Annotated in this window: 17 protein-coding genes and 1 tRNA gene; 9 read left to right on the top strand and 9 right to left on the bottom strand. The window is 70.2% G+C overall.

Annotated elements, in window-relative coordinates; genetic code table 11:
• Nucleotides 1-3 precede the first annotated feature (3 nt).
• From rutC to rutA, 3 genes are read right to left on the bottom strand one after another with little or no spacing between them, the layout of a single operon-like run.
• Complete coding sequence (gene rutC / locus AC1HIL_RS06760; RefSeq protein WP_431511195.1) at nt 4-396, bottom strand: pyrimidine utilization protein C; 393 nt, start codon at nt 394-396, stop codon at nt 4-6.
• A gap of 25 nt (nt 397-421) precedes the next feature.
• Nucleotides 422-1,213 carry a pyrimidine utilization protein B gene (gene rutB, locus AC1HIL_RS06765; RefSeq protein ID WP_479671433.1) on the bottom strand — a complete coding sequence of 264 codons (792 nt, stop codon included), beginning with the start codon at nt 1,211-1,213 and terminating at the stop codon, nt 422-424.
• A 13-nt stretch (nt 1,214-1,226) separates the two neighbouring features.
• Nucleotides 1,227-2,339: a pyrimidine utilization protein A gene (gene rutA / locus AC1HIL_RS06770; protein ID WP_479671434.1), complete on the bottom strand. Its 1,113-nt coding sequence runs from the start codon at nt 2,337-2,339 to the stop codon at nt 1,227-1,229.
• 218 nt (nt 2,340-2,557) lie between these two features.
• Here rutA and AC1HIL_RS06775 point away from each other — a divergent pair, with 218 nt between their 5' ends.
• From AC1HIL_RS06775 to AC1HIL_RS06785, 3 genes are read left to right on the top strand one after another with little or no spacing between them, the layout of a single operon-like run.
• Nucleotides 2,558-3,010 (top strand): YybH family protein, encoded by a 453-nt coding sequence (locus tag AC1HIL_RS06775; RefSeq protein ID WP_057593960.1) that lies wholly within the window; start codon nt 2,558-2,560, stop codon nt 3,008-3,010.
• A gap of 26 nt (nt 3,011-3,036) precedes the next feature.
• Entirely contained in the window at nt 3,037-4,128 is a 1,092-nt protein-coding gene (locus AC1HIL_RS06780) for a YheT family hydrolase (protein ID WP_479671435.1), read from the top strand.
• 4 nt (nt 4,129-4,132) lie between these two features.
• Nucleotides 4,133-4,669: a DUF2946 family protein gene (locus AC1HIL_RS06785; RefSeq protein ID WP_479671436.1), complete on the top strand. Its 537-nt coding sequence runs from the start codon at nt 4,133-4,135 to the stop codon at nt 4,667-4,669.
• A gap of 101 nt (nt 4,670-4,770) precedes the next feature.
• On the opposite strand, the gene AC1HIL_RS06790 is transcribed toward AC1HIL_RS06785, so the two are convergent.
• From AC1HIL_RS06790 to AC1HIL_RS06805, 4 genes are all read right to left on the bottom strand, one after another.
• Entirely contained in the window at nt 4,771-5,433 is a 663-nt protein-coding gene (locus tag AC1HIL_RS06790) for a c-type cytochrome (RefSeq protein ID WP_261215481.1), read from the bottom strand.
• Nucleotides 5,434-5,572: 139 nt separating this feature from the next.
• A complete protein-coding gene (locus tag AC1HIL_RS06795) occupies nt 5,573-7,099 on the bottom strand; it encodes an efflux transporter outer membrane subunit (protein WP_479671437.1) in 1,527 nt (508 codons plus the stop codon).
• Nucleotides 7,086-10,253: an efflux RND transporter permease subunit gene (locus AC1HIL_RS06800; protein WP_057593956.1), complete on the bottom strand. Its 3,168-nt coding sequence runs from the start codon at nt 10,251-10,253 to the stop codon at nt 7,086-7,088. Before AC1HIL_RS06800 ends, AC1HIL_RS06795 begins: the two co-directional genes overlap by 14 nt.
• 18 nt (nt 10,254-10,271) lie before the next feature.
• Nucleotides 10,272-11,561, bottom strand: a complete 1,290-nt coding sequence (locus tag AC1HIL_RS06805) for an efflux RND transporter periplasmic adaptor subunit (protein WP_057593955.1) — start codon at nt 11,559-11,561, stop codon at nt 10,272-10,274.
• 178 nt (nt 11,562-11,739) lie between these two features.
• Here AC1HIL_RS06805 and AC1HIL_RS06810 point away from each other — a divergent pair, with 178 nt between their 5' ends.
• Together AC1HIL_RS06810 and AC1HIL_RS06815 are read left to right on the top strand one after the other, a co-directional pair.
• Nucleotides 11,740-12,411: a TetR family transcriptional regulator gene (locus AC1HIL_RS06810; RefSeq protein WP_057593954.1), complete on the top strand. Its 672-nt coding sequence runs from the start codon at nt 11,740-11,742 to the stop codon at nt 12,409-12,411.
• A gap of 42 nt (nt 12,412-12,453) precedes the next feature.
• Nucleotides 12,454-12,528 (top strand) — tRNA-Arg (locus AC1HIL_RS06815).
• Between the two features lie 79 nt (nt 12,529-12,607).
• On the opposite strand, the gene AC1HIL_RS06820 is transcribed toward AC1HIL_RS06815, so the two are convergent.
• Nucleotides 12,608-13,231, bottom strand: a complete 624-nt coding sequence (locus tag AC1HIL_RS06820) for an SGNH/GDSL hydrolase family protein (protein WP_479671438.1) — start codon at nt 13,229-13,231, stop codon at nt 12,608-12,610.
• A 304-nt stretch (nt 13,232-13,535) separates the two neighbouring features.
• On the opposite strand from AC1HIL_RS06820, the gene baeS reads away from it, so the two are divergent.
• On the top strand, nt 13,536-14,921 hold the full coding sequence (gene baeS / locus AC1HIL_RS06825) for a sensor histidine kinase efflux regulator BaeS (RefSeq protein ID WP_057597900.1): 1,386 nt from the start codon (nt 13,536-13,538) through the stop codon (nt 14,919-14,921).
• Nucleotides 14,922-14,982: 61 nt separating this feature from the next.
• Entirely contained in the window at nt 14,983-15,690 is a 708-nt protein-coding gene (locus AC1HIL_RS06830) for a response regulator (protein ID WP_479671439.1), read from the top strand.
• On the opposite strand, the gene AC1HIL_RS06835 is transcribed toward AC1HIL_RS06830, so the two are convergent.
• Nucleotides 15,672-16,457: an AraC family transcriptional regulator gene (locus tag AC1HIL_RS06835; RefSeq protein ID WP_057598342.1), complete on the bottom strand. Its 786-nt coding sequence runs from the start codon at nt 16,455-16,457 to the stop codon at nt 15,672-15,674. The genes AC1HIL_RS06830 and AC1HIL_RS06835 overlap by 19 nt on opposite strands.
• Before the next feature lie 115 nt (nt 16,458-16,572).
• Here AC1HIL_RS06835 and AC1HIL_RS06840 point away from each other — a divergent pair, with 115 nt between their 5' ends.
• The gene (locus AC1HIL_RS06840; protein WP_412179638.1) at nt 16,573-17,397 is read left to right on the top strand and encodes a sulfite exporter TauE/SafE family protein; all 825 of its coding nucleotides are present in this window, start codon (nt 16,573-16,575) and stop codon (nt 17,395-17,397) included.
• Nucleotides 17,398-17,491: 94 nt separating this feature from the next.
• Nucleotides 17,492-18,220, top strand: coding sequence for a glutathione S-transferase (locus AC1HIL_RS06845; protein ID WP_479671440.1), 729 nt, complete (start codon nt 17,492-17,494; stop codon nt 18,218-18,220).
• The last annotated feature ends 1 nt before the right edge of the window (nt 18,221 follow it).

An 18,221-nucleotide genomic window follows, 5' to 3' on the forward strand; every position in this document is an offset into this window, starting at 1 on the left:
AGCTCAGGCCTTCCGGCCCACGTGCGCGATCGAGGCGATCTCGATCAGCGCGTCGGGCTTCACCAGGCCGCACTGGATGCAGAAGCGCGCCGGCTTGGTGCCGGGGAAGAACTCGGCATAGACCGCGTTGATCTTCGCGTAGTCGGCCCAGTCCTTGATCATGATCTGGTTGAAGGTCACGTCGTCCATGGTGCCGCCCGCGGCCTCGACCACGCCCTGGATGGTGGCGAGCACATGGCGCGCCTGCGCGGCGGCGTCGCCGACATGGACCACGTTGTTGTCCTGGTCGAAGGGCAGCGTGCCCGAGACGTAGAGCACGCCGTCGGCGAGCGTGCCGGGCACGTAGGGGGCGAGCGGCACGCCGGTGCCGGGCGGGATGATGGCTTGCTTGGGCATGGAAAGGCTCCTGGAGAAAAGAGGATCAGGCGGTGGCCGTTTCGGCCGGGGCGGGTTGCGACAGCGCGGCCGGCGCGAAGCTGCCGCAGAAGTGGTCGACCGAGGAAACCCAGCCGAAGAAGGTCTCGATGTTGTAGACCGAGGCCTGCTGGATCGCGGGCCCGCCGAGCTCGTGCGTGGCGTCCTCGAGCATCACGGCGAAGTACTCGAGGTGGAAGGCGTCGCGCAGCGTGGATTCCACGCAGACGTTGGTCGCGATCCCGGTGAACACGAGGTGGCGGATGCCGCGCGAGCGCAGCGTGCTGTCGAGCGTGCTGTTGAAGAAGCCGCTGTAGCGCGTCTTGGGCACGACGATGTCGCCGGGCTGCGGCTTCATCTCGTCGATGAGCTCGTAGTCCCAGCCGCCCTTGGCGAGGAAGCGGCCCTGCAGCTCGGGCCGCGCGCGCATGGTCTTGAGCGCGTTCGACTTGTGCCAGTTGGGCGAGCCGGGGCCGCCGGCCTCGACATAGCCGGCGTCCCAGCCGTTCTGCAGGAACACGACCAGCAGGCCGGCCGCGCGCGCCGCGGCGATGGCGCGCACGATGCCGGCGATGGTGCCCTGCGCGCCCGAGATGTCGAAGCCGGCCGAATCGACGTAGCCGCCGAGCGAGGCATAGGCGTTCTGCATGTCGACCACGACGAGCGCGGTGTCGCTCGCATGCAGCGCGAGCGGCTCGGGGCGCGCGGGCAGGATCAGCGGGGCGGGCGCGCCCGCGGCGCGCGGCGCGCCGACGGGCGTGGTCGAGGTGAGGGTGGCGTTGCGGGCCGGTGCGTTCATGGCGTGCTCCGGGTCAGGCCGCGAGGCGTTCGGGTTCGACGCGCGAGGGCACCGGGCTCGGCACGTTCGCGCGGCTCTTCATCAGCGGCTGGATGCGCTCGCCGAAGGCCTCGACGCCCGCGAGGAAGTCGTCGAAGGTCAGCAGCACGCCCTCGGTGCCGGGCACCTCGGCCACCTCGTCGAGCAGGCGCGCCACGGTCTCGTAGGAGCCCACGAGCGTGCCCATGTTGATGTTCACGGCCGAGGTCGGGTCGGCCATCTGCCGCACGTTGGTGTCGGCACCCGATTTGGTGTCGGCTGCGCCCTGCGCGCCGAGCCAGGCGATGGCCTCGCTGTCGGCGCCGGCCTTGTAGTGCTCCCACTTGGCGCGCGCGGCCTCGTCGGTCTCGTCGGCGATCACCATCATCAGCACGTAGCTGGTGACGTGGCGGCCCGTGGCGGCGCTGGCCTCGATCAGCTTCTCGGCCGCGGGCGCGAAGGCGCGCGGTGTGTTCACGCCCTTGCCGAAGCAGAAGTTGTAGTCGGCGTACTTGGCCGAGAACGCCATGCCGGCGTCGCTCTGGCCGGCGCAGATCACCTTCATGTCGGCCTGCGGGCGCGGGCTCAGGCGGCAGTCGTCCATCTGGAAGTGCGCGCCCTTGAAGTCGCAGCGGCCCGTGCCCCAGAGGTCGCGCAGCACCTGGATGTATTCGGACAGGTATTCGTAGCGCGTGCCGAAGAACTGGTCGCCGGGCCACATGCCCATCTGCGAGTACTCGGGGCGCTGCCAGCCGGTGACGAGGTTGAGGCCGAAGCGGCCGTTGGAGATCGAGTCGATGGTCGAGGCCATGCGCGCGACGATGGCCGGCGGCATGACCAGCGAGGCCGCGGTGGCGAACAGCTTGATCTTCGTGGTGACGGCCGCGAGCCCGGCCATGAGCGTGAAGGACTCGAGGTTGTGGTCCCAGAACTCCGTCTTGCCGCCGAAGCCGCGCAGCTTGATCATCGACAGCACGAAGTCGACGCCGTAGTGCTCGGCCTTCAGCGTGATCGCCTTGTTGAGCTCGAAGCTGGGCTTGTACTGCGGGGCGTTCTCGGACAGCAGCCAGCCGTTGTTGCCGATGGGAATGAAGATGCCGACGTTCATGGAAGGGCTCCGGTTGCGGGATGGCGAGGCTCCTTGCATGCGGCGTGCCAGTCGAAAAAGTCCTTTCAAATCAATGGTTTGATGATTTTTGTGGTCGTTGTTTTGTCCAAATGGTCCAAAGTGGAGCGGTCGATCGCCCGGGGCTGCGGCGGCACGGTGCGCGCCGTGCCAAAGCAGTGCAGCGCCCGCGTCACGCACGGCGCGGCAGAATCACGCCCATGCCCAAGTCCCCACTCCGCACCGCCGCGGCCATCGGCGGCACCGCCGACGACATCGAGGCCGCCTTCTACGAGGCGCTGCAGCGCGGCGACATCGACGCGCTGATGGCCTGCTGGGCCGACGAGGACGAGGTGTTCTGCGTCCATCCGGGCGGTCCGCGGCTGGTGGGCACGGCGGCGATCCGCTCGGCGTTCGAGCAGATGTTCGGCAACGGCGCGATCCACGCCACGCCCGCGCACGTGCGCAAGATCGACTCGATCGCGAGCGCGGTCCACAACGTGCTCGAGCGCATCGAGGTGCTCACGGTCGAGGGGCCGCGCCATGCCTTCGTGCTGGCGACCAACGTCTATCACAAGACCGCGCAGGGCTGGCGCATGGTGGCGCACCATGCGAGCCCGGGCAGCGCGCGCGAGCCCGACGACGCGAACGAGCTCCCGCAGATGCTGCACTGAGCGCCGGCGTCCTCTTCCTTCGTTCGATGTCCGCGTTCCTTCCTTCTTCCTTTCCCTCCGGCACGCCCGACGCGCCGACGCCGTCCGCGATGGACTACCTGGCGCCACGCTGGCTGCCGGGCGGCAACCTGCAGACGATCTGGGGCGCGCTCTATGCGCGCCGCTTCGAGGGCGCGGCGCCGGTGTACCGGCGCGAGCGCTGGACCGCGCCCGACGGCGACTTCGTCGACGTGGACTTCGCCGATGCGCCCGGTTCGCGGGGCGAGTCCGGCGGCCGGCCCCTGCTGGTGCTGTTCCATGGCCTCGAAGGCTCCTCGCGCAGCCACTATGCCGAGGCCTTCGCCGACTTCGCCGCCGCGCGCGGCATGGACTTCGCGGTGCCGCATTTCCGCGGCTGCAGCGGCGAGATGAACCTCGCACCGCGCGCCTACCACTCGGGCGACTTCGAGGAGATCGGCTGGATCCTGGCGCGCATGCGCGCGAGCCGCAAGGACGGCGCGCCGGTGCTCGCGGCCGGCGTCTCGCTCGGCGGCAACGCGCTGATGCGCTGGGCCGGCGAGGCCGGCGAGAGCGCTTCGCGGGTGGTGAGCGCGGTGGCCTCGGTGTGTTCGCCGCTCGATCTCGCGGCCGGCGGCGACGCCATCGGCCGCGGCTTCAACCGGCTGGTCTACACCCGCATGTTCCTCGCGACCATGAAGCCCAAGGCGCTGGCCAAGCTGGCGCAGTTCCCGGGGCTGTTCGATGGCGCCCGGCTCGCGGCCGCGCGCGACCTGCGGACCTTCGACGATGTCTTCACCGCGCCGCTGCACGGCTTCGTCGACGCGGACGACTACTGGCGGCGCGGGTCGGCCAAGCCGCACCTGGGCGCGATCCGCGTGCCGGCGCTGGCGGTGAATGCACGCAACGACCCCTTCATTCCCGCGGCCAGCCTACCGCGGCCCGGCGAGGTCGGCCGCCACGTCACGCTGTGGCAGCCCGCGCACGGCGGCCACGTGGGCTTTCCGATGGGGCGGCCGCCGGGCCATGTGCGCGGCATGCCCGAGCAGGTCGGGCGCTGGCTCTGCCGCCAGGCCGGCGTGCCGGCCGACGCGGTGCGCGCCGTGCCGCGGGGACAATGAGGCCATGGACGACATCGTCAGACAGGCCCTGGCCAAGTGGCCCCACGTTCCGCACTGCTACGGCTGGCTCGGCCTCGACGCGCGCGGCAACTGGTACATGCGCGACGACCGCACCCAGGCCCAGGGGCCGTTTCCGGCCGCCAAGGGCTCGATGCTGCGGCACGACAAGCTGATCGACTTCATCCACCGCAACTACGAGCACGACGACGAGGGCCAGTGGTTCTTCCAGAACGGGCCGCAGCGCGTCTACGTGGAGCTGGAGGCGGCGCCGCTGATCTGGCGCATCGCCGAGACCGGCTTCGCGGTGACGGCGCACACGGGGCAGGCCGTCGAGGTCACGGGCTGCCTGCTCGATGAGCACGGGCACCTCTATCTGTCGGCGGCGCCCGGGCTGGGGCTGGTTCACACGCAGGACGTGGGTCTCGCGGCCGATGCGATCGAGCAGGGGCTGTGGACGCCCGAGACGGTAACGGCGGCGGAACTGCCGGCGCGCTTCGGGCATGTGCTGAGCCCGGCCGAACGCCATGCCACGCAAGCCTGAATTGCTATCTAAAGCGTAGCAAGCGAACGCAAAAAAGCCGGCGCGAAGCCGGCTTTTTGCTGGGCGGACGCGGCGCGCGGGCCGCGATCCTCTGCGAAGAATTATTTGCTGGCGCTGGCCGCCGGAGCGGCAGGCGCCGCGCCAGACGCTGCGGGGGCCGCGCCCGAAGCCGCGGGTGCCGCGGCCGCCGAAGCGCCATCGGCCGGGGCTGCCGCCGCCGGACGGTCGGGCACCGGGAACTTGGCGCCGCCGGCATTGGCCATGTAGACCACGGCACGGCCGATCTCGAGGTCTTCGAAGTCGCCGCCACCCTGGGCCGGCATCGCGCCCTTGCCCTTGAGCGCATGCTCGAGCAGCGTGGCGTAGCCCTGGCCGATGCGCGGGCCCCAGGCGGCCGCGTCGTTCAGGTGCGGTGCGCCGGGAATGCCGGGCGCGCCGTGGCAGGTCACGCACTGGGCCTTGAACACCGCTTCGCCGGCCGCCAGCGGGCGGTTGGCATCGCGGATCTCGATCGCGCCGATCTTCTTCAGGCGATCGGCCACCTCGCGGTCGCGCGCTTCCTGGGTGACGCCGTAGAGCGCCATGTTGTCGCCCTCGGCGGTACCGGCCGGCTTGTTGCCGGACACCACATAGGCCACGAGGCCCACGATGATGAAGATGGGTGCGAGGAAGGAGAAAAAGACCGCCAGCAGCAGTTGCTTGGGATTCTTGATCGGACCGGTGTGGGCTTCTTCGGTGGCCTGGTAATGCGGGTCTGCGCTCATGGCGTCCTCAAAATCGGGGGCTCGTCGGGGGGCGTTTTTCGAATCAACCGACGATTATAGAGAGGCCCTTCGCCGCAAGGCGAAGGGCCGGTCGCATGAGCGTGCGCGGATTTGCGCGCAAACAACCTTCGAAGCGGGTTCAGCCCTTGCGGCGGATGACGACGGCGGGCGGCGTCGAGGCCGCGCCGGTCGTGGCCGCGGGGGCCGCGCCACCGCTCGTGCCGCTGGTCGCGGTGCCGGCCGCGGCCGCATCGCGCGAGGCCCAGCCGCCGCCCAGCGTCTTGTACAGCGTGACCTGGTTCTGCAGCAGTTGCAGCTGCGTGGTCACGGCCGACTGCTGCGCCGTGAACAGCGAGCGCTGTGCGTCGAGCAGGTCGAGCGCGCTGGCCACGCCGTTGCGATAGCGCAGGTCCGAGAGCTTGAAGCGCACCGCCTCGGCATCGGCCTGCGCGCGCTGCGCGCGTGCCTGCTCGCCGAAGGTGGCGCGACCCGCGAGCGCGTCGGCCACTTCGCGGAACGCCGTCTGGATCGACTTCTCGTACTGCGCCACCGCGATCTCGCGCCCGGCCTTGGCCGAGTCGAGGCCCGCGATGTTGCGGCCCGCGTCGAAGATCGGCAGCGTGACCGTGGGCGCGAAGCTCCAGGCCTTGGTGCCGCGGTCGAACAGGTTCGAGAACTCGCTGCTCGCGGTGCCGATCGAGGTGGTCAGCGAGACGCGCGGGAAGAAGTTCGCGCGCGCCGCGCCGATGTTGGCGTTGGCGCCGATCAGCTGCTGCTCGGCCGCGCGGATGTCGGGCCGCTCGGCCAGCAGGTCGGAGGGCAGGCCCGCGGGCACGTCGGGGATCGGGCGGATGCCGCCCAGGCCCTTGGCGCCCGCGAAGGCGCTGGCCGGCACCGGCGCGCCCAGCAGCAGCGCGAGCGCGTTCTCGTCCTGCTGGCGCGTGCGCAGCTGCTGCGCATAGGCGGCGCGCGCGGTCTCGGCCAGCGAGTTGGCGGCCTGGAAGTCGAGCTCGGACGACACGCCGTTGTCGAAGCGCAGCTTGGTCAGCCGCACCGATTCCTCGCGCGTGCTCAAGGTCTGGCGCGTGATCTCGAGCAGCTCGTCGTCGGCCAGCACCGTGAGCCAGCCGTTGGCGACCGCGGCGATCAGGCTGATCTGCGCGGCCTTGCGCGTTTCGTCGGTCGCGAGGTACTGCGCCAGCGCCTGGTCCTTCAGCGCGCGGATGCGGCCGAAGAAGTCGATCTCCCAGGCGGTGATGCCGAGGTTGACCGAGTACTGCGACGTCACGCTGCCCTGGCTGCTGTCGATCGCCTGGTACGGGTTGGGGCTCGAGCGCGAGCCGTTGCCCGACAGGCCCAGCGCGGGGAACAGGTCCGCGCGCTGGATCTGGAACTGCGCGCGCGCCTGCTCGATGTTGAGCACCGAGACGCGCAGGTCGCGGTTGTTGGCCAGCGCGGTCTGGATCAGGCCCGCGAGGCGCGGATCGGTGAAGAAGTCCTGCCACGGGATCGACGAGGCGGCCGGCCCGGCCGGCTGCGCCGGATCGCCCGGGTAGGTGGTGGGCACCGGCGCCGCGGGGCGCTCGTAGGTCGGGATCAGCGAGCAGCCGGCCAGCAGCAGCGCGGCCGCCAGCGCGGTGGGAATCAGTTTGTTATTGAGGTTCATGTTTTTCCTCCGTGATGCCGGCGGCTTGCGCATGCCGCTTGTTGGCTTCGCGCTGGCGCTCGCTGCCCTTGAACAGCGTGCGCACCACCACGAAGAAGACCGGCACGAAGATCACCGCGAGCAGGGTGCCCGTCACCATGCCGCCGAGCACGCCGGTGCCGATCGCGCGCTGGCTCGCCGAGCCGGCACCCGAGGCCGTGAACAGCGGCACCACGCCGAGGCCGAAGGCCAGCGAGGTCATGATGATCGGCCGGAACCGCAGGTGCGCGGCCTCGAGCGCCGACTCGATCACGCCGCGGCCCTGCGCCTGCAGGTCCTTGGCGAACTCGATGATCAGGATCGCGTTCTTCGCCGACAGGCCGATGATCGTGATCAGGCCCACCTGGAAGTACACGTCGTTCGAGTACGAACGCAGCAGCGTCGCGAGCAGCACGCCGATCACGCCGAGCGGCACCACCAGGATCACCGACAGCGGGATCGACCAGCTCTCGTACAGCGCGGCCAGGCAGAGGAACACCGCCAGGATCGCGAAGCCGTAGAGGATCATGGCCTGCGAGCCGGCGAGCTTTTCCTCGCGCGACTGGCCGGTCCACTCGAAGCCGAAGCCTTGCGGCAGCTGCGCGGCGAGCTTTTCCATCTCGGCCATCGCGGCACCGGTGCTGTAGCCGGCCGCCGCGTCGCCGCTGATGCGCATCGCGGGATAGCCGTTGTAGCGCACCGTCTGCGTCGCGCCGTTGACCCACTTGGTGGTCGCGAACGCGCCCAGCGGCACCGGCTGGCCCTGCGTGTTGGTGGCATTGAGCTTGAGCATGTCCTCGGGCTGCATCCGCGCCGGCGCATCGGCCTGCACCACCACGCGCTGCAGGCGGCCGCGGTTCGGGAAGTCGTTGATGTAGCTCGAACCCAGCGCGGTCGACAGCGCGCCATTGATCGCGTCGAAGGTCACGCCCAGGGCGTTGGCCTTGTCGCGGTCGATGTCGATCTGCAACTGCGGTGCGTCTTCCAGGCCGTCGGGACGGACCTGCGACAGGATCTTGCTCTGCGAGGCCATGCCCAGCAGCTGGTTGCGTGCGTTGACCAGTGCCTCGTGGCCCGCGCCCGCGCGGTCCTGCAGCCGGAAGCTGAAGCCGCTGGCGTTGCCCAGTTCGGGAATCGGCGGCGGGCTCAGCGGATAGATGAAGGCGTCGCGGATGCCCGAGAGCGCGCCGAAGGCACGGCCGGCGAGCGCGCTGGCCGAGTTGCCCGGGTCCTTGCGCTCGTCCCAGTCCTTGAGCGTCACGAAGGCGAGGCCCGCGTTCTGTCCCTGGCCCGAGAAGCTGAAGCCCATCACGCTCACGATGCTCTGCACTTCGGGCTGCTTCATGATGAAGCCCTCGACCTGCTGCATCACCGACAGCGAACGTTCCTGCGTCGCGCCCGGGGGCAGCTGCACGTTCACGATGATGTTGCCCTGGTCTTCCTGCGGCAGGAACGAGCTCGGCAGATGGGTGTAGAAGTACACCACCGCGCCGATGATCGCCGCGTAGATGATCAGGTAGCGCGCGGCGCGGCGCAGGATGCGCGCGACGATGCCTTCATAGCCCTTGGCGGTGCGCGAGAAGCCGCGGTTGAACCAGCCGAAGAAGCCGCGCTTCTCGTGGTGGTGGCCGGCTTCCACCGGCTTGAGCAGCGTGGCGCACAGCGCCGGCGTGAGCGACAGCGCCATGAAGGCCGAGAAGCCGATCGAGGCCACCATCACCGCCGAGAACTGGCGGTAGATGTTGCCGGTCGAACCCGCGAAGAAAGCCAGCGGCACGAACACCGAGATCAGCACCACGGTCACGCCGATGATGGCGCCCGAGATCTGCTGCATCGCCTTGCGCGTGGCCTCCAGCGGCGAGAGCCCTTCCTCGCTCATGATGCGCTCGACGTTCTCCACCACCACGATCGCATCGTCCACCACGATGCCGATCACCAGCACCATGCCGAACATGGTCAGCACGTTGATCGAGAAGCCTAGAGCGAGCAGGGTGGCGAAGGTACCGAGCAGCGCGATCGGCACCACGATGGTCGGGATGATCGTGTAGCGCCAGTTCTGCAGGAACAGGAACATCACGAGGAACACCAGCGCGATGGCTTCGAACAGGGTCTTCACCACCTCGGTGATCGAGATCTGCACGAAGCGCGAGCTGTCGTAGGGGATGTCCCATTTCACGCCCTTGGGGAAGTAGCGTTCGAGCTCGCCCATCTTCGCGCGGATGGCCTTGGCCGACTTCAGCGCGTTGCCGGTCGGCGTGGGCTGCACGCCGACGCCCACCGCGGGCACGCCGTTCAGGCGCGCCGAGGTGGCATAGCTCTGGCCGCCGAGCTCGACGCGCGCCACGTCCTTCAGGCGCACGGTCGAGCCGTCGGTGTTGGCGCGCAGCACGATCTCGCGGAACTGCTCGACGCTGGTGAGCTGGCCGTTGACCGTCACCGTGGCGGCGATGGCCTGGCCCGGCACGTTCGGCAGGTCGCCGAGCGTGCCCGAGGACACCTGGGCGTTCTGCGCGCGGATCGCGTTGTTGACGTCGGCCGGCGACAGGTTGAAGCCCTGCAGCTTGGCCGGATCGATCCAGATGCGCATCGCGTTCTCGGAGCCGAACAGCTGCACCTGGCCCACGCCGGCGATGCGCTGCAGTTCCGGCACGATGTTGCGCGCGGCATAGTCGCCGAGCGCCACCGGGTCGACGTCGGGGTTGTCCGACGAGAGCATCGCGAACAGCAGGAAGTTGTCGCGCGACTTGTCGACGCGCACGCCCTGCTGCGTCACCGCCGAGGGCAGCCGCGGCGTGGCGCGCGAGAGCCGGTTCTGCACGTCGACCTGCGCGAGGTCTTCATTGGTGCCGGGCTCGAAGCTGATGGTGATCGCACCGGTACCGTCGGCCTGCGCCACCGATTCCATGTAGATCAGGCCGGGCGAGCCGTTCATTTCGCGCTCGATCACGGACAGCACGCTGTCCTCGAGCGTCTGGGCCGAGGCGCCCGGATAGGCCACGTTGATCACGATGGCGGGCGGCGCCACCGGCGGGTACTGGGCGATCGGCAACTGCGTGATGGACACGCCGCCGAGCACGAGGATGAACAGCGCGATCACCCACGCGAAGATGGGTCGATCGATGAAGAATTTGGCCATTGCGGGCGCGCTCCTTGATTACTTCTTCTCGGCCGGAGCCGAGGCTGCCTTCTGGGGGGCGGGTGCCGCGCCAGAGGCTGCCGGCGCGGCGGCGGGCGCCGCACCGTTGGGATTCGGTTTCGTCCACGGGACCGCCTTCACGGGCGTGCCCGGCGGCATCATCTGCAGGCGCTGGAAGCCGTCGACCATCACCTGTTCGCCGGCCTTCAGGCCTTCGAGCACCACCCACTGGTTGTCCTTGGCGGCGCTGATCTTCACCGTGCGCTGGCTCAGCTTTCCGTCGGCGCCCACCACCGTGAGGTGGTCACCCTGCTGGGTGCGCGTGACCGCCTGCTGGGGCACCGTGATCGCGTTGCTGGCCTGCGCCTGCTCGAGCTTCACGCGCACGTACAGGCCCGGCAGCAGTTCGCCCTTGGGGTTGGGGATCTCGGCGCGCAGCGTGACCTGGCCGGTGGTGGCGTCGACCGTGAGGTCGGAGAACAGCAGCTTGCCGTCCTGGCCGTACTCGGTGCCGTCCTCGAGCACCAGCCGGATGCTGGCGGCGTCCTCGCCGCCGGCGCGCTTGTACTGGCCCGCGGCGACCGCGCGGCGCAGCTTCAGCACGTCGGAGGCCGACTGCGTGAAGTTCACGTACAGCGGATTGATCTGCTGCACCACGGCCAGCTCGGTGGCATCGCCCTGGCCGACCAGCGCGCCCTCGGTGACCAGCGCGCGGCCGATGCGGCCCGCGATCGGCGAGGTCACGTCGGCGTAGCCCTGGTTGATCTTCGCGGTCTGCAGCGCGGCGCGGCTGGCGGCCACGTCGGCCTCGGCGGTCTTCTGCGAAGCCACCGCGTTGACGTATTCCTGCTTGCTCACCGCATTGGCCTCGACCAGCGGCTTGTAGCGGTCGGCCAGTGCCTTGGCCTGCGCGGCATTGGCTTCGGAGCGGGCCAGCGCGGCCTGCGCGTTCTGCGTGGCGGCCACCAGCGGTGCCGGATCGATGCGGAACAGCAGCTGGCCGGCCTTCACGTCGCTGCCTTCGCGGAACTCGCGCTTGAGCAGGATGCCGGCGGCGCGGGCGCGCACCTGGGCGACGCGCGAAGCCTCGAGGCGGCCCGGCAGTTCGGTCACCAGGCCGACGTCGGTCGGGGTCGCGACGATCACGCCCACTTCGGGGGCGGGATGGGCGCCGCCACCGCCGCCCGCGCCGGCACCGGCGGGGGCATCGCTCTTCGAACAACCCGCGATGACCAGCAACACGACGGCAGCCACGGTCGCGAGGCGCGGCGAAAGAAACGATGGGCGCGAAACATGCAGGAGAGGCATGCGATTCCTTTGAAGCGAAGACGGGAGACGGCGATTTCTGCGGCCGCGCCGGAAAGCCAGCACGGCCAGGTGGGCCATCGGGAAGGGCGACAGTTTACATACATTCATGGATGTATAGTGACATCCACGCAATGGCCCCACGATATGCAAAGGGCGTTGCCTTTACAAATCAGGAGACTTGGTGGCACGTCGTACGAAGGAAGAAGCACTGGCGACGCGGAATCGACTGCTCGATGCCGCGGAACTGCTGTTTCAGGCGCAAGGGGTCTCCCAGACCACGCTGCAGCAGATCGCGCAGCAGGCCGGGGCGACGCGGGGCGCCATCTATTGGCACTTCAAGGACAAGGCCGATCTTTTCAACGCGATGATGGAGCGGGTCATCCTCCCGCTCGAGGCACCGCCGAAGGCCGCGGCCGTCGGCCACGACGACCCGCTGGCCGAGATCGAGGAGGGCATGGTGCATGCGCTGACCCTCATGACCACCGACCCGCAGGTGCGCCGCGTGTTCGACGTGGCGACCCACAAGGTCGAATACACCCACGACATGGCCTCGGTGCAGCAGCGGCATCTCGATGCGCGCAATGCCTGCGTGGGCGATTTCGAGAAGGCCCTGCGGCTGGCCGCGCGCCGCGCCCGCATCAGGCTGCCGGTGCCCGGCAGCGTGGCGGCGCAGGGGCTGCATGCGCTGATCAGCGGACTGATCCAGAACTGGCTGCTCGATCCCGCAGCCTTCGACCTCGTGCCCACGGGCCGGCGCACCTTCCGGGTGTATCTCGCGGGCCTCGGTTTCGCGCGGCAGACGGGGGCGAATGGCGCGGCCGCGCACGAAGCCGAAACGGCGGCCGCCTGATAGGCGATAATGCGAGGCTCCGGTTCGACCGGAAACCCATTTCTCGCTGTATTTCAACGGATAGAATTCGGCCCTCCGAAGGCTGAGATCCAGGTTCGATTCCTGGCGGCGGGACCAGACACACGGCAAAAAGGCCGGAAGCTCCAAGGGGCTTCCGGCCTTTTTCATTGGGAATGCGGCCCGATCGATGGCTGCTTCAGACCCGGCAGTCGGGCGCCAGCCGGTCGAGCGTCTGCACGATGCGCATCGACAGCCGCTGCGAATAGGCGCCGGCCGGATGCAGGATGTCGGCCATCTCGGCGGCCCTGAATTCTTCCGCGCCCCAGTCCGCGAAGCCCGCGCCGGTCTCCAGCGCCACCTTGCGGATGGCCGCGTCGTACTGGTCGCGGCCCGGCACCGGGATGCGCTGGCGCGACAGCCCCGTGACGATCACGACCCGGCCTTCGCGCACCGCGGTGGCGATCATGCTGCGCAACGGTGCCTCCACCGGCAGCGAGAGCGCCGCGTCGTTGAGGCCGTGGGCGATGACGACGAAGCGCGCGGCGCGCTTCTCGTTCGCGAAGCCCGCCGCGCGCGCGGTGGCCGTCTCGCCGTTGGCGCTGCGGTCGTCGACCGTGTAGCGCGGCCGCAGCCGCTTGAGCGCCGCCGCCGGCGGCTCGGCCAGCCGCAGGTTGCCGCCATAGCCGCCGTGCAGGATCGAGTCGCCATAGAGCACCACGCTGCAATGGGAGGCCGCGGCCGTGGCGCCAGGGAGCGCGGCGGCTGCCGCCGCTGGAGCGGCTGGGGCGGCCGGCGCGGTCGCCGTCGGGGGCGGCGGCACGGGAGCGCGCGGGGTGTCGGGCTTCAAGAGACCGCAGGCCGCGAGCATGCCAATGCACAGGAAGGCGATGACGCTTCGCGGCGCGCGCGAAGCTTCGCGCGCACCGCGATGCGCTGCTTGAAAAGGGGGCATGGGGAGGGAGGGGAGTCGGGTTCCGTGAGCCCCGATCTTGCGAGCGCAATGTGGAGCAACTGTGAAGATCGTACCGCCGGCATGGCCTTCCTTGCTTTTGCGGGCCGCGGCGCAGCCAATGGTCCCGGACCCGCCACGGGCGCCGCCGCGCGCGGCATCATCGGCATTCATCATGAGAATCGGCATCCGGACCAAGCTCTTCTTCTTCGTGCTGGTGGCCTGCGCCGCCGTGGTGGTGGTTCAGGCCAGCGCCATGCGCTTCGTGTTCGCGCGCGGCTTCCTCGGCTACCTCAACCAGCAGGGCCGTGCGCATGTCCAGGAGATGGTGCCGCGCGTGGCCGCGGCTTATGCGGCGCACGGCGACTGGCAGTTCCTGCGGCAGGACTTCCGCAACTGGATGGAGCTGGTGCTGCCGATCGCGCGCGAGCCCGGCGTGGATCCGGCGCCGCAGCTCGCCTCGTCCGACCAGACCGGCGCCCTCGCGCGCATCGGCCTGCTCGATGCGCAACTGCGCCGCGTGGTGGGCAATCCCTCGGTCGGGCCGGACTCGATCCGGCTGCCGGTGTCGGTCGACGGGCGCATCGTCGGCTGGGTGGCGATGGTTCCCTTCGAGGACGTGCTGCCCAAGGACGACGCGCGCTTCCTCGAGCGGCAGTTCAAGGCCCTGACGCTGATCGGCCTGGGCTCGATCGCGGTGGCGGCGCTGCTGACCTTCGTGCTGTCGCGCGCGCTGCTGCGGCGGGTGCGCGGCATGGCCGGCGCCACGCAGCGGCTGGCGGCCGGCGACTACGCCTCGCGCATCGAGGTCGGCTCGAACGACGAGCTCGGCCATCTCGCGAAGGACTTCAACCGCATGGCGCAGACGCTGGAGCACACCGAGCGCGCGCGCCGCACCTTCATGGCCGACATCTCGCACGAGCTGCGCACACCGCTGGCGGTGCTGCGCGCCGAGCTCGAGGCGATCCAGGACGGTATCCGTCCGACCACCGCGCAGTCGGTCGATGCAATGCACGCCGAGGTCGGCCGGCTGGGCAAGCTGGTCGACGACCTGCACGACCTCTCGCTGACCGACATCGGCGCGATGACCTACCGTCGCACGCCGATCGACGTCGCCACGGTGTTGCGCACGGCGGTCGGCGGCATGCAGGGCCGGCTCGAGGCCGAGGGCCTCGAGCTGCGCGTGCATGTCGCGCCGTCGCCGCTGTCCATCAGCGGCGACGAGCGGCGGCTGCAGCAGCTGATCGCGAACCTGCTCGAGAACTCGCTGCGCTACACCGATCGCGGCGGCGTGGTGCAGCTGCGCGCCGATCGTCACGAGAGCGGCGTGCGCATCGTGGTCGAGGACAGCGCGCCCGGCGTGCCGCTCGACAAGCTCGAGAAGCTGTTCGAGCGCTTCTACCGCGTCGAGGGATCGCGCAACCGCGCCAGCGGCGGTAGCGGGCTGGGCCTGGCGATCTGCCGCAACATCGTCGAGGCGCACGAGGGCCGCATCCAGGCCCAGGCCTCGCCGTTCGGCGGGCTGCGCATCGTCATCGACCTGCCGGGGATCGATGCATGAGCGCCGCGCCGGGCCGCCCCAGGCAAGCTCGCACCGCAGTGCGAAGCACGAAGGTCTTTCAATGAGCACCGGCCTTCCGGCCCAGGGCCATGTGCTCGTCGTCGAGGACGAGCCGCGGCTGGCGGCCGTGCTCGGCGACTACCTCGCGGCGGCCGGCTACACGCACCACTGGGTCGCCGACGGCAACGCGGCGCTGCCGGCCTTCCATGCGCAGCGGCCCGACCTCGTGCTGCTCGACCTGATGCTGCCCGGGCGCGACGGCGTCGAGATCTGCCGCGACCTGCGGCGCATCGGCACGGTGCCGGTGATCATGGTGACCGCGCGCGTCGAGGAGGTCGACCGCCTGCTGGGTCTGGAGATCGGCGCCGACGACTACGTGTGCAAGCCCTTCAGCCCGCGCGAGGTGGTGGCGCGCGTGGGCGCGGTGCTGCGGCGGCATCGCGCCGCGAACGCGAGGCCCTCGGCCGCGCCCTTGCCCGCGCAGGCCGCATTGCTGGTGGTCGATGCCGCGGGCCGTGCCAGCGTGCGCGGCTGCGAACTCGACCTCACGCCGGTCGAATTCCGCCTGCTGGCCGTGCTGCACGGCGCGCTCGGCCGCGCCTTCTCGCGCGACCAGCTGCTCGGCCGCATCTACGACGACCGGCGTGTCGTGACCGACCGCACCATCGACAGCCACATCAAGAACCTGCGCCGCAAGCTCGCCGAGGCCGGCGGTTCGGAGGACTGGATCAAGTCGATCTACAGCGTCGGCTACCGCATGGAGCTCTGAGCGCCGGCATCCGCGAAGTGCGAGGGCGGGCGGCCCAGCGCGCGGCGGAACATGGTCGAGAACGCCGCCGGACTGTCGTAGCCCAGGTCGAGCGCCACCGCCGTCACCGTGTCGCCGGACGCCAATCGCGACAGCGCCAGCAGAACGCAGGCGCGCTGGCGCCACTGGCCGAAGGCCATGCCGGTCTCGCGGCCGAAGCGGCGACTGAAGGTGCGTTCGCTCACGTGCAGCCGCGCGGCCCATTGCGCCGGCGTGGCATGGATGTCGGGCGTGCGCAGGAAGTCCAGGCACAGCGTGGCCAGCGCCGGCTCGCGCGGCAGCGGCAGATGCAGCGGCAGCGCCTCGGCGCGCGCCAGTTCGTGCAGCGCGAGCCGCATCAGCAGGCCGTCTCGGCCCTGGCGTTCGTATTCGGCGGGCACCTCGACGGCCGCCAGCAGCAGCTGGCGCAGCAGCGGCGACACCTCGAGCACCTCGCACTGGCGGCCATGGCGCGGCGCCTCGCGCGGCTCGATGTAGAGGCTGCGCGTGCTCACGCCCAGCATGCGCACGCGGTGCGGCTGGCCCGCCGGTATCCACACGCCGCGCTGCGGCGGCACCACCCAGGCGCCGTCGTCGGTGCCGACCTCCATCACGCCGGTCGCGCCGTAGAGGAACTGCGCGCGCCGATGGCTGTGCGTGGGCAGCAGCTGGCCCAGCGGGTAGTCGGTGCCGATCGCCAGCACCGGGCGGGCGATGGCGTCGACGGCATCGATCGGGACATTGCGCATGAGGGAAAGAAGTGGCCTGGCCGGAACGAAAACATCATTGTCCGGCTTGCGCGGGCGCGCCGCACGGCAGCGGCCTATCTTCGAGGCCTGTCTTCGTTCTCCTGGAGTGCCTCTCGTGTGGATCTATCTCCTGCTCGCGGTCTTCGGCGGCCTCGCGGGCGTCACCACCGTGCTGTTCGGTTTCGGTGGCGGCTTCGTCGTGGTGCCGCTGCTCTACCGCGTGCTGCTGCTCGCGCATGGCGAGCACAGCGCCACCGGCCGCGCGGCCATGCACATCGCCGTGGCCACCTCGACCTGCGTGATGATCGCGAGCGCGCTGCTCGCCACGCGGCGCCACCAGCGCGCCGGCACCATCGACTGGCCGCTGATCCGGCCGCTGCTCGGTTTCATCGGGCTCGGCGCCATCGTCGGTGCCGCGGCCGCCGTGCGGGCCGATGGCGAATTCGTGCGGCTGGCCTTCATCGTCTACCTGGGCGTCACCCTTCTCGACTGCCTGTTGCGCCCGGGTTTCATCGTGCGCCGAGCCGCGGCGACGGCGGCCATCGCGCCGCTCTCGCGCGGCATCGCCACCGCGGGCAGCTTCGTCATCGGCCTGATCGCGGCCTTCCTCGGCGTCGGCGGCAGCGTGATGACCGTGCCGCTGATGCGCCGCCGCGGCATCGACATGACGCGCGCCACCGCCATGGCCAATCCGCTGTCGCTGCCCATCGCGCTGGCCGGCACCGCCACCTACATGGCGCTGGCCTGGCGCTCGGGCGCGGCGCTCGAGGGCTGGCACCTCGGCTACGTGGACCTGCCGGCCTTCGCCGCGCTGGTCGCGGGATCGCTGCTGGGCGTGCGCGCCGCCGCCCCGCTGATCGGCCGCCTGCCCGACCGCGTGCATGCCTGGGGCTACCTCGTGCTGCTGGTGGCGGTGCTGCTGGGCATGCTGCTGCGCTGAGCGGTTTCGCCGAACGCGCGCCTCCTTGTCATCGAAGTTCCACAGTTCGCTGCCGGCGGTTGCGGCGCCGCGCCGGGCCTGCCACCATGGCCACATGCCTTACCAACTTCACTACTGGCCCACCATCCAGGGCCGCGGCGAATTCGTCCGGCTCGCGCTCGAGGCCGCCGGTGCCGACTATGTCGACGTGGCGCGCGAGCGCGAGGACGAGGGCGGCGGCGAGGGCGCCCTCGGCCGTCGCCTCGCCGATCCGCTCGCGACGCGGCCGCCGTTCGCGCCGCCCTTCCTCGTCGATGGCGACATCGTCGTCGGCCAGACCGCCGCGATCCTGCTCTACCTGGGCCCGCGCCTGGGCCTGGCCGGCGTCGGCGAATCGGACGGCCTGTGGACGCACCAGCTGCAGCTCACCATCGCCGACGCGGTGGCCGAGGCGCACGACACGCACCACCCGATCTCGACCGGCGACTACTACGAGGACCAGCGCGACGCCGCGCTGGCGCGTGCGAAGGCCTTCCGCGAGCAGCGCATCCCGAAGTTCCTCGACTGGTTCGAGCGCGTGCTGCGGCGCAATCCCTCGGGCGACCTGCACCTGGTGGGCGACGTGCTGACCTATGCCGACCTGTCGCTGTTCCAGCTGGTCGACGGACTGCAGTACGCCTTTCCCAAGGCCACCGCGCAGGCGCTCGCGAAGACGCCGGCGGTGGCGAAGCTGCATGCCAACGTTCGGCGCCGCCAGCGCGTGCACGACTACCTGCAGAGCCCGCGCCGCATCGCCTTCAACGAGGACGGCATCTTCCGGCGCTATCCCGAGCTGGACGCCTGAT

The sequence above is a fragment of the Variovorax sp. ISS6 genome (assembly GCF_056523145.1).

What these genes read in the sequence shown, in the direction of transcription:
- rutC (WP_431511195.1), bottom strand. Translation starts at nt 396, where the DNA reads ATGCCCAAGCAAGCCATCATCCCGCCCGGCACCGGCGTGCCGCTCGCC.
- rutB (WP_479671433.1), bottom strand. Translation starts at nt 1,213, where the DNA reads ATGAACGCACCGGCCCGCAACGCCACCCTCACCTCGACCACGCCCGTC.
- rutA (WP_479671434.1), bottom strand. Translation starts at nt 2,339, where the DNA reads ATGAACGTCGGCATCTTCATTCCCATCGGCAACAACGGCTGGCTGCTG.
- AC1HIL_RS06775 (WP_057593960.1), top strand. Translation starts at nt 2,558, where the DNA reads ATGCCCAAGTCCCCACTCCGCACCGCCGCGGCCATCGGCGGCACCGCC.
- AC1HIL_RS06780 (WP_479671435.1), top strand. Translation starts at nt 3,037, where the DNA reads ATGTCCGCGTTCCTTCCTTCTTCCTTTCCCTCCGGCACGCCCGACGCG.
- AC1HIL_RS06785 (WP_479671436.1), top strand. Translation starts at nt 4,133, where the DNA reads ATGGACGACATCGTCAGACAGGCCCTGGCCAAGTGGCCCCACGTTCCG.
- AC1HIL_RS06790 (WP_261215481.1), bottom strand. Translation starts at nt 5,433, where the DNA reads ATGAGCGCAGACCCGCATTACCAGGCCACCGAAGAAGCCCACACCGGT.
- AC1HIL_RS06795 (WP_479671437.1), bottom strand. Translation starts at nt 7,099, where the DNA reads ATGAACCTCAATAACAAACTGATTCCCACCGCGCTGGCGGCCGCGCTG.
- AC1HIL_RS06800 (WP_057593956.1), bottom strand. Translation starts at nt 10,253, where the DNA reads ATGGCCAAATTCTTCATCGATCGACCCATCTTCGCGTGGGTGATCGCG.
- AC1HIL_RS06805 (WP_057593955.1), bottom strand. Translation starts at nt 11,561, where the DNA reads ATGCCTCTCCTGCATGTTTCGCGCCCATCGTTTCTTTCGCCGCGCCTC.
- baeS (WP_057597900.1), top strand. Translation starts at nt 13,536, where the DNA reads ATGAGAATCGGCATCCGGACCAAGCTCTTCTTCTTCGTGCTGGTGGCC.
- AC1HIL_RS06830 (WP_479671439.1), top strand. Translation starts at nt 14,983, where the DNA reads ATGAGCACCGGCCTTCCGGCCCAGGGCCATGTGCTCGTCGTCGAGGAC.
- AC1HIL_RS06835 (WP_057598342.1), bottom strand. Translation starts at nt 16,457, where the DNA reads ATGCGCAATGTCCCGATCGATGCCGTCGACGCCATCGCCCGCCCGGTG.
- AC1HIL_RS06845 (WP_479671440.1), top strand. Translation starts at nt 17,492, where the DNA reads ATGCCTTACCAACTTCACTACTGGCCCACCATCCAGGGCCGCGGCGAA.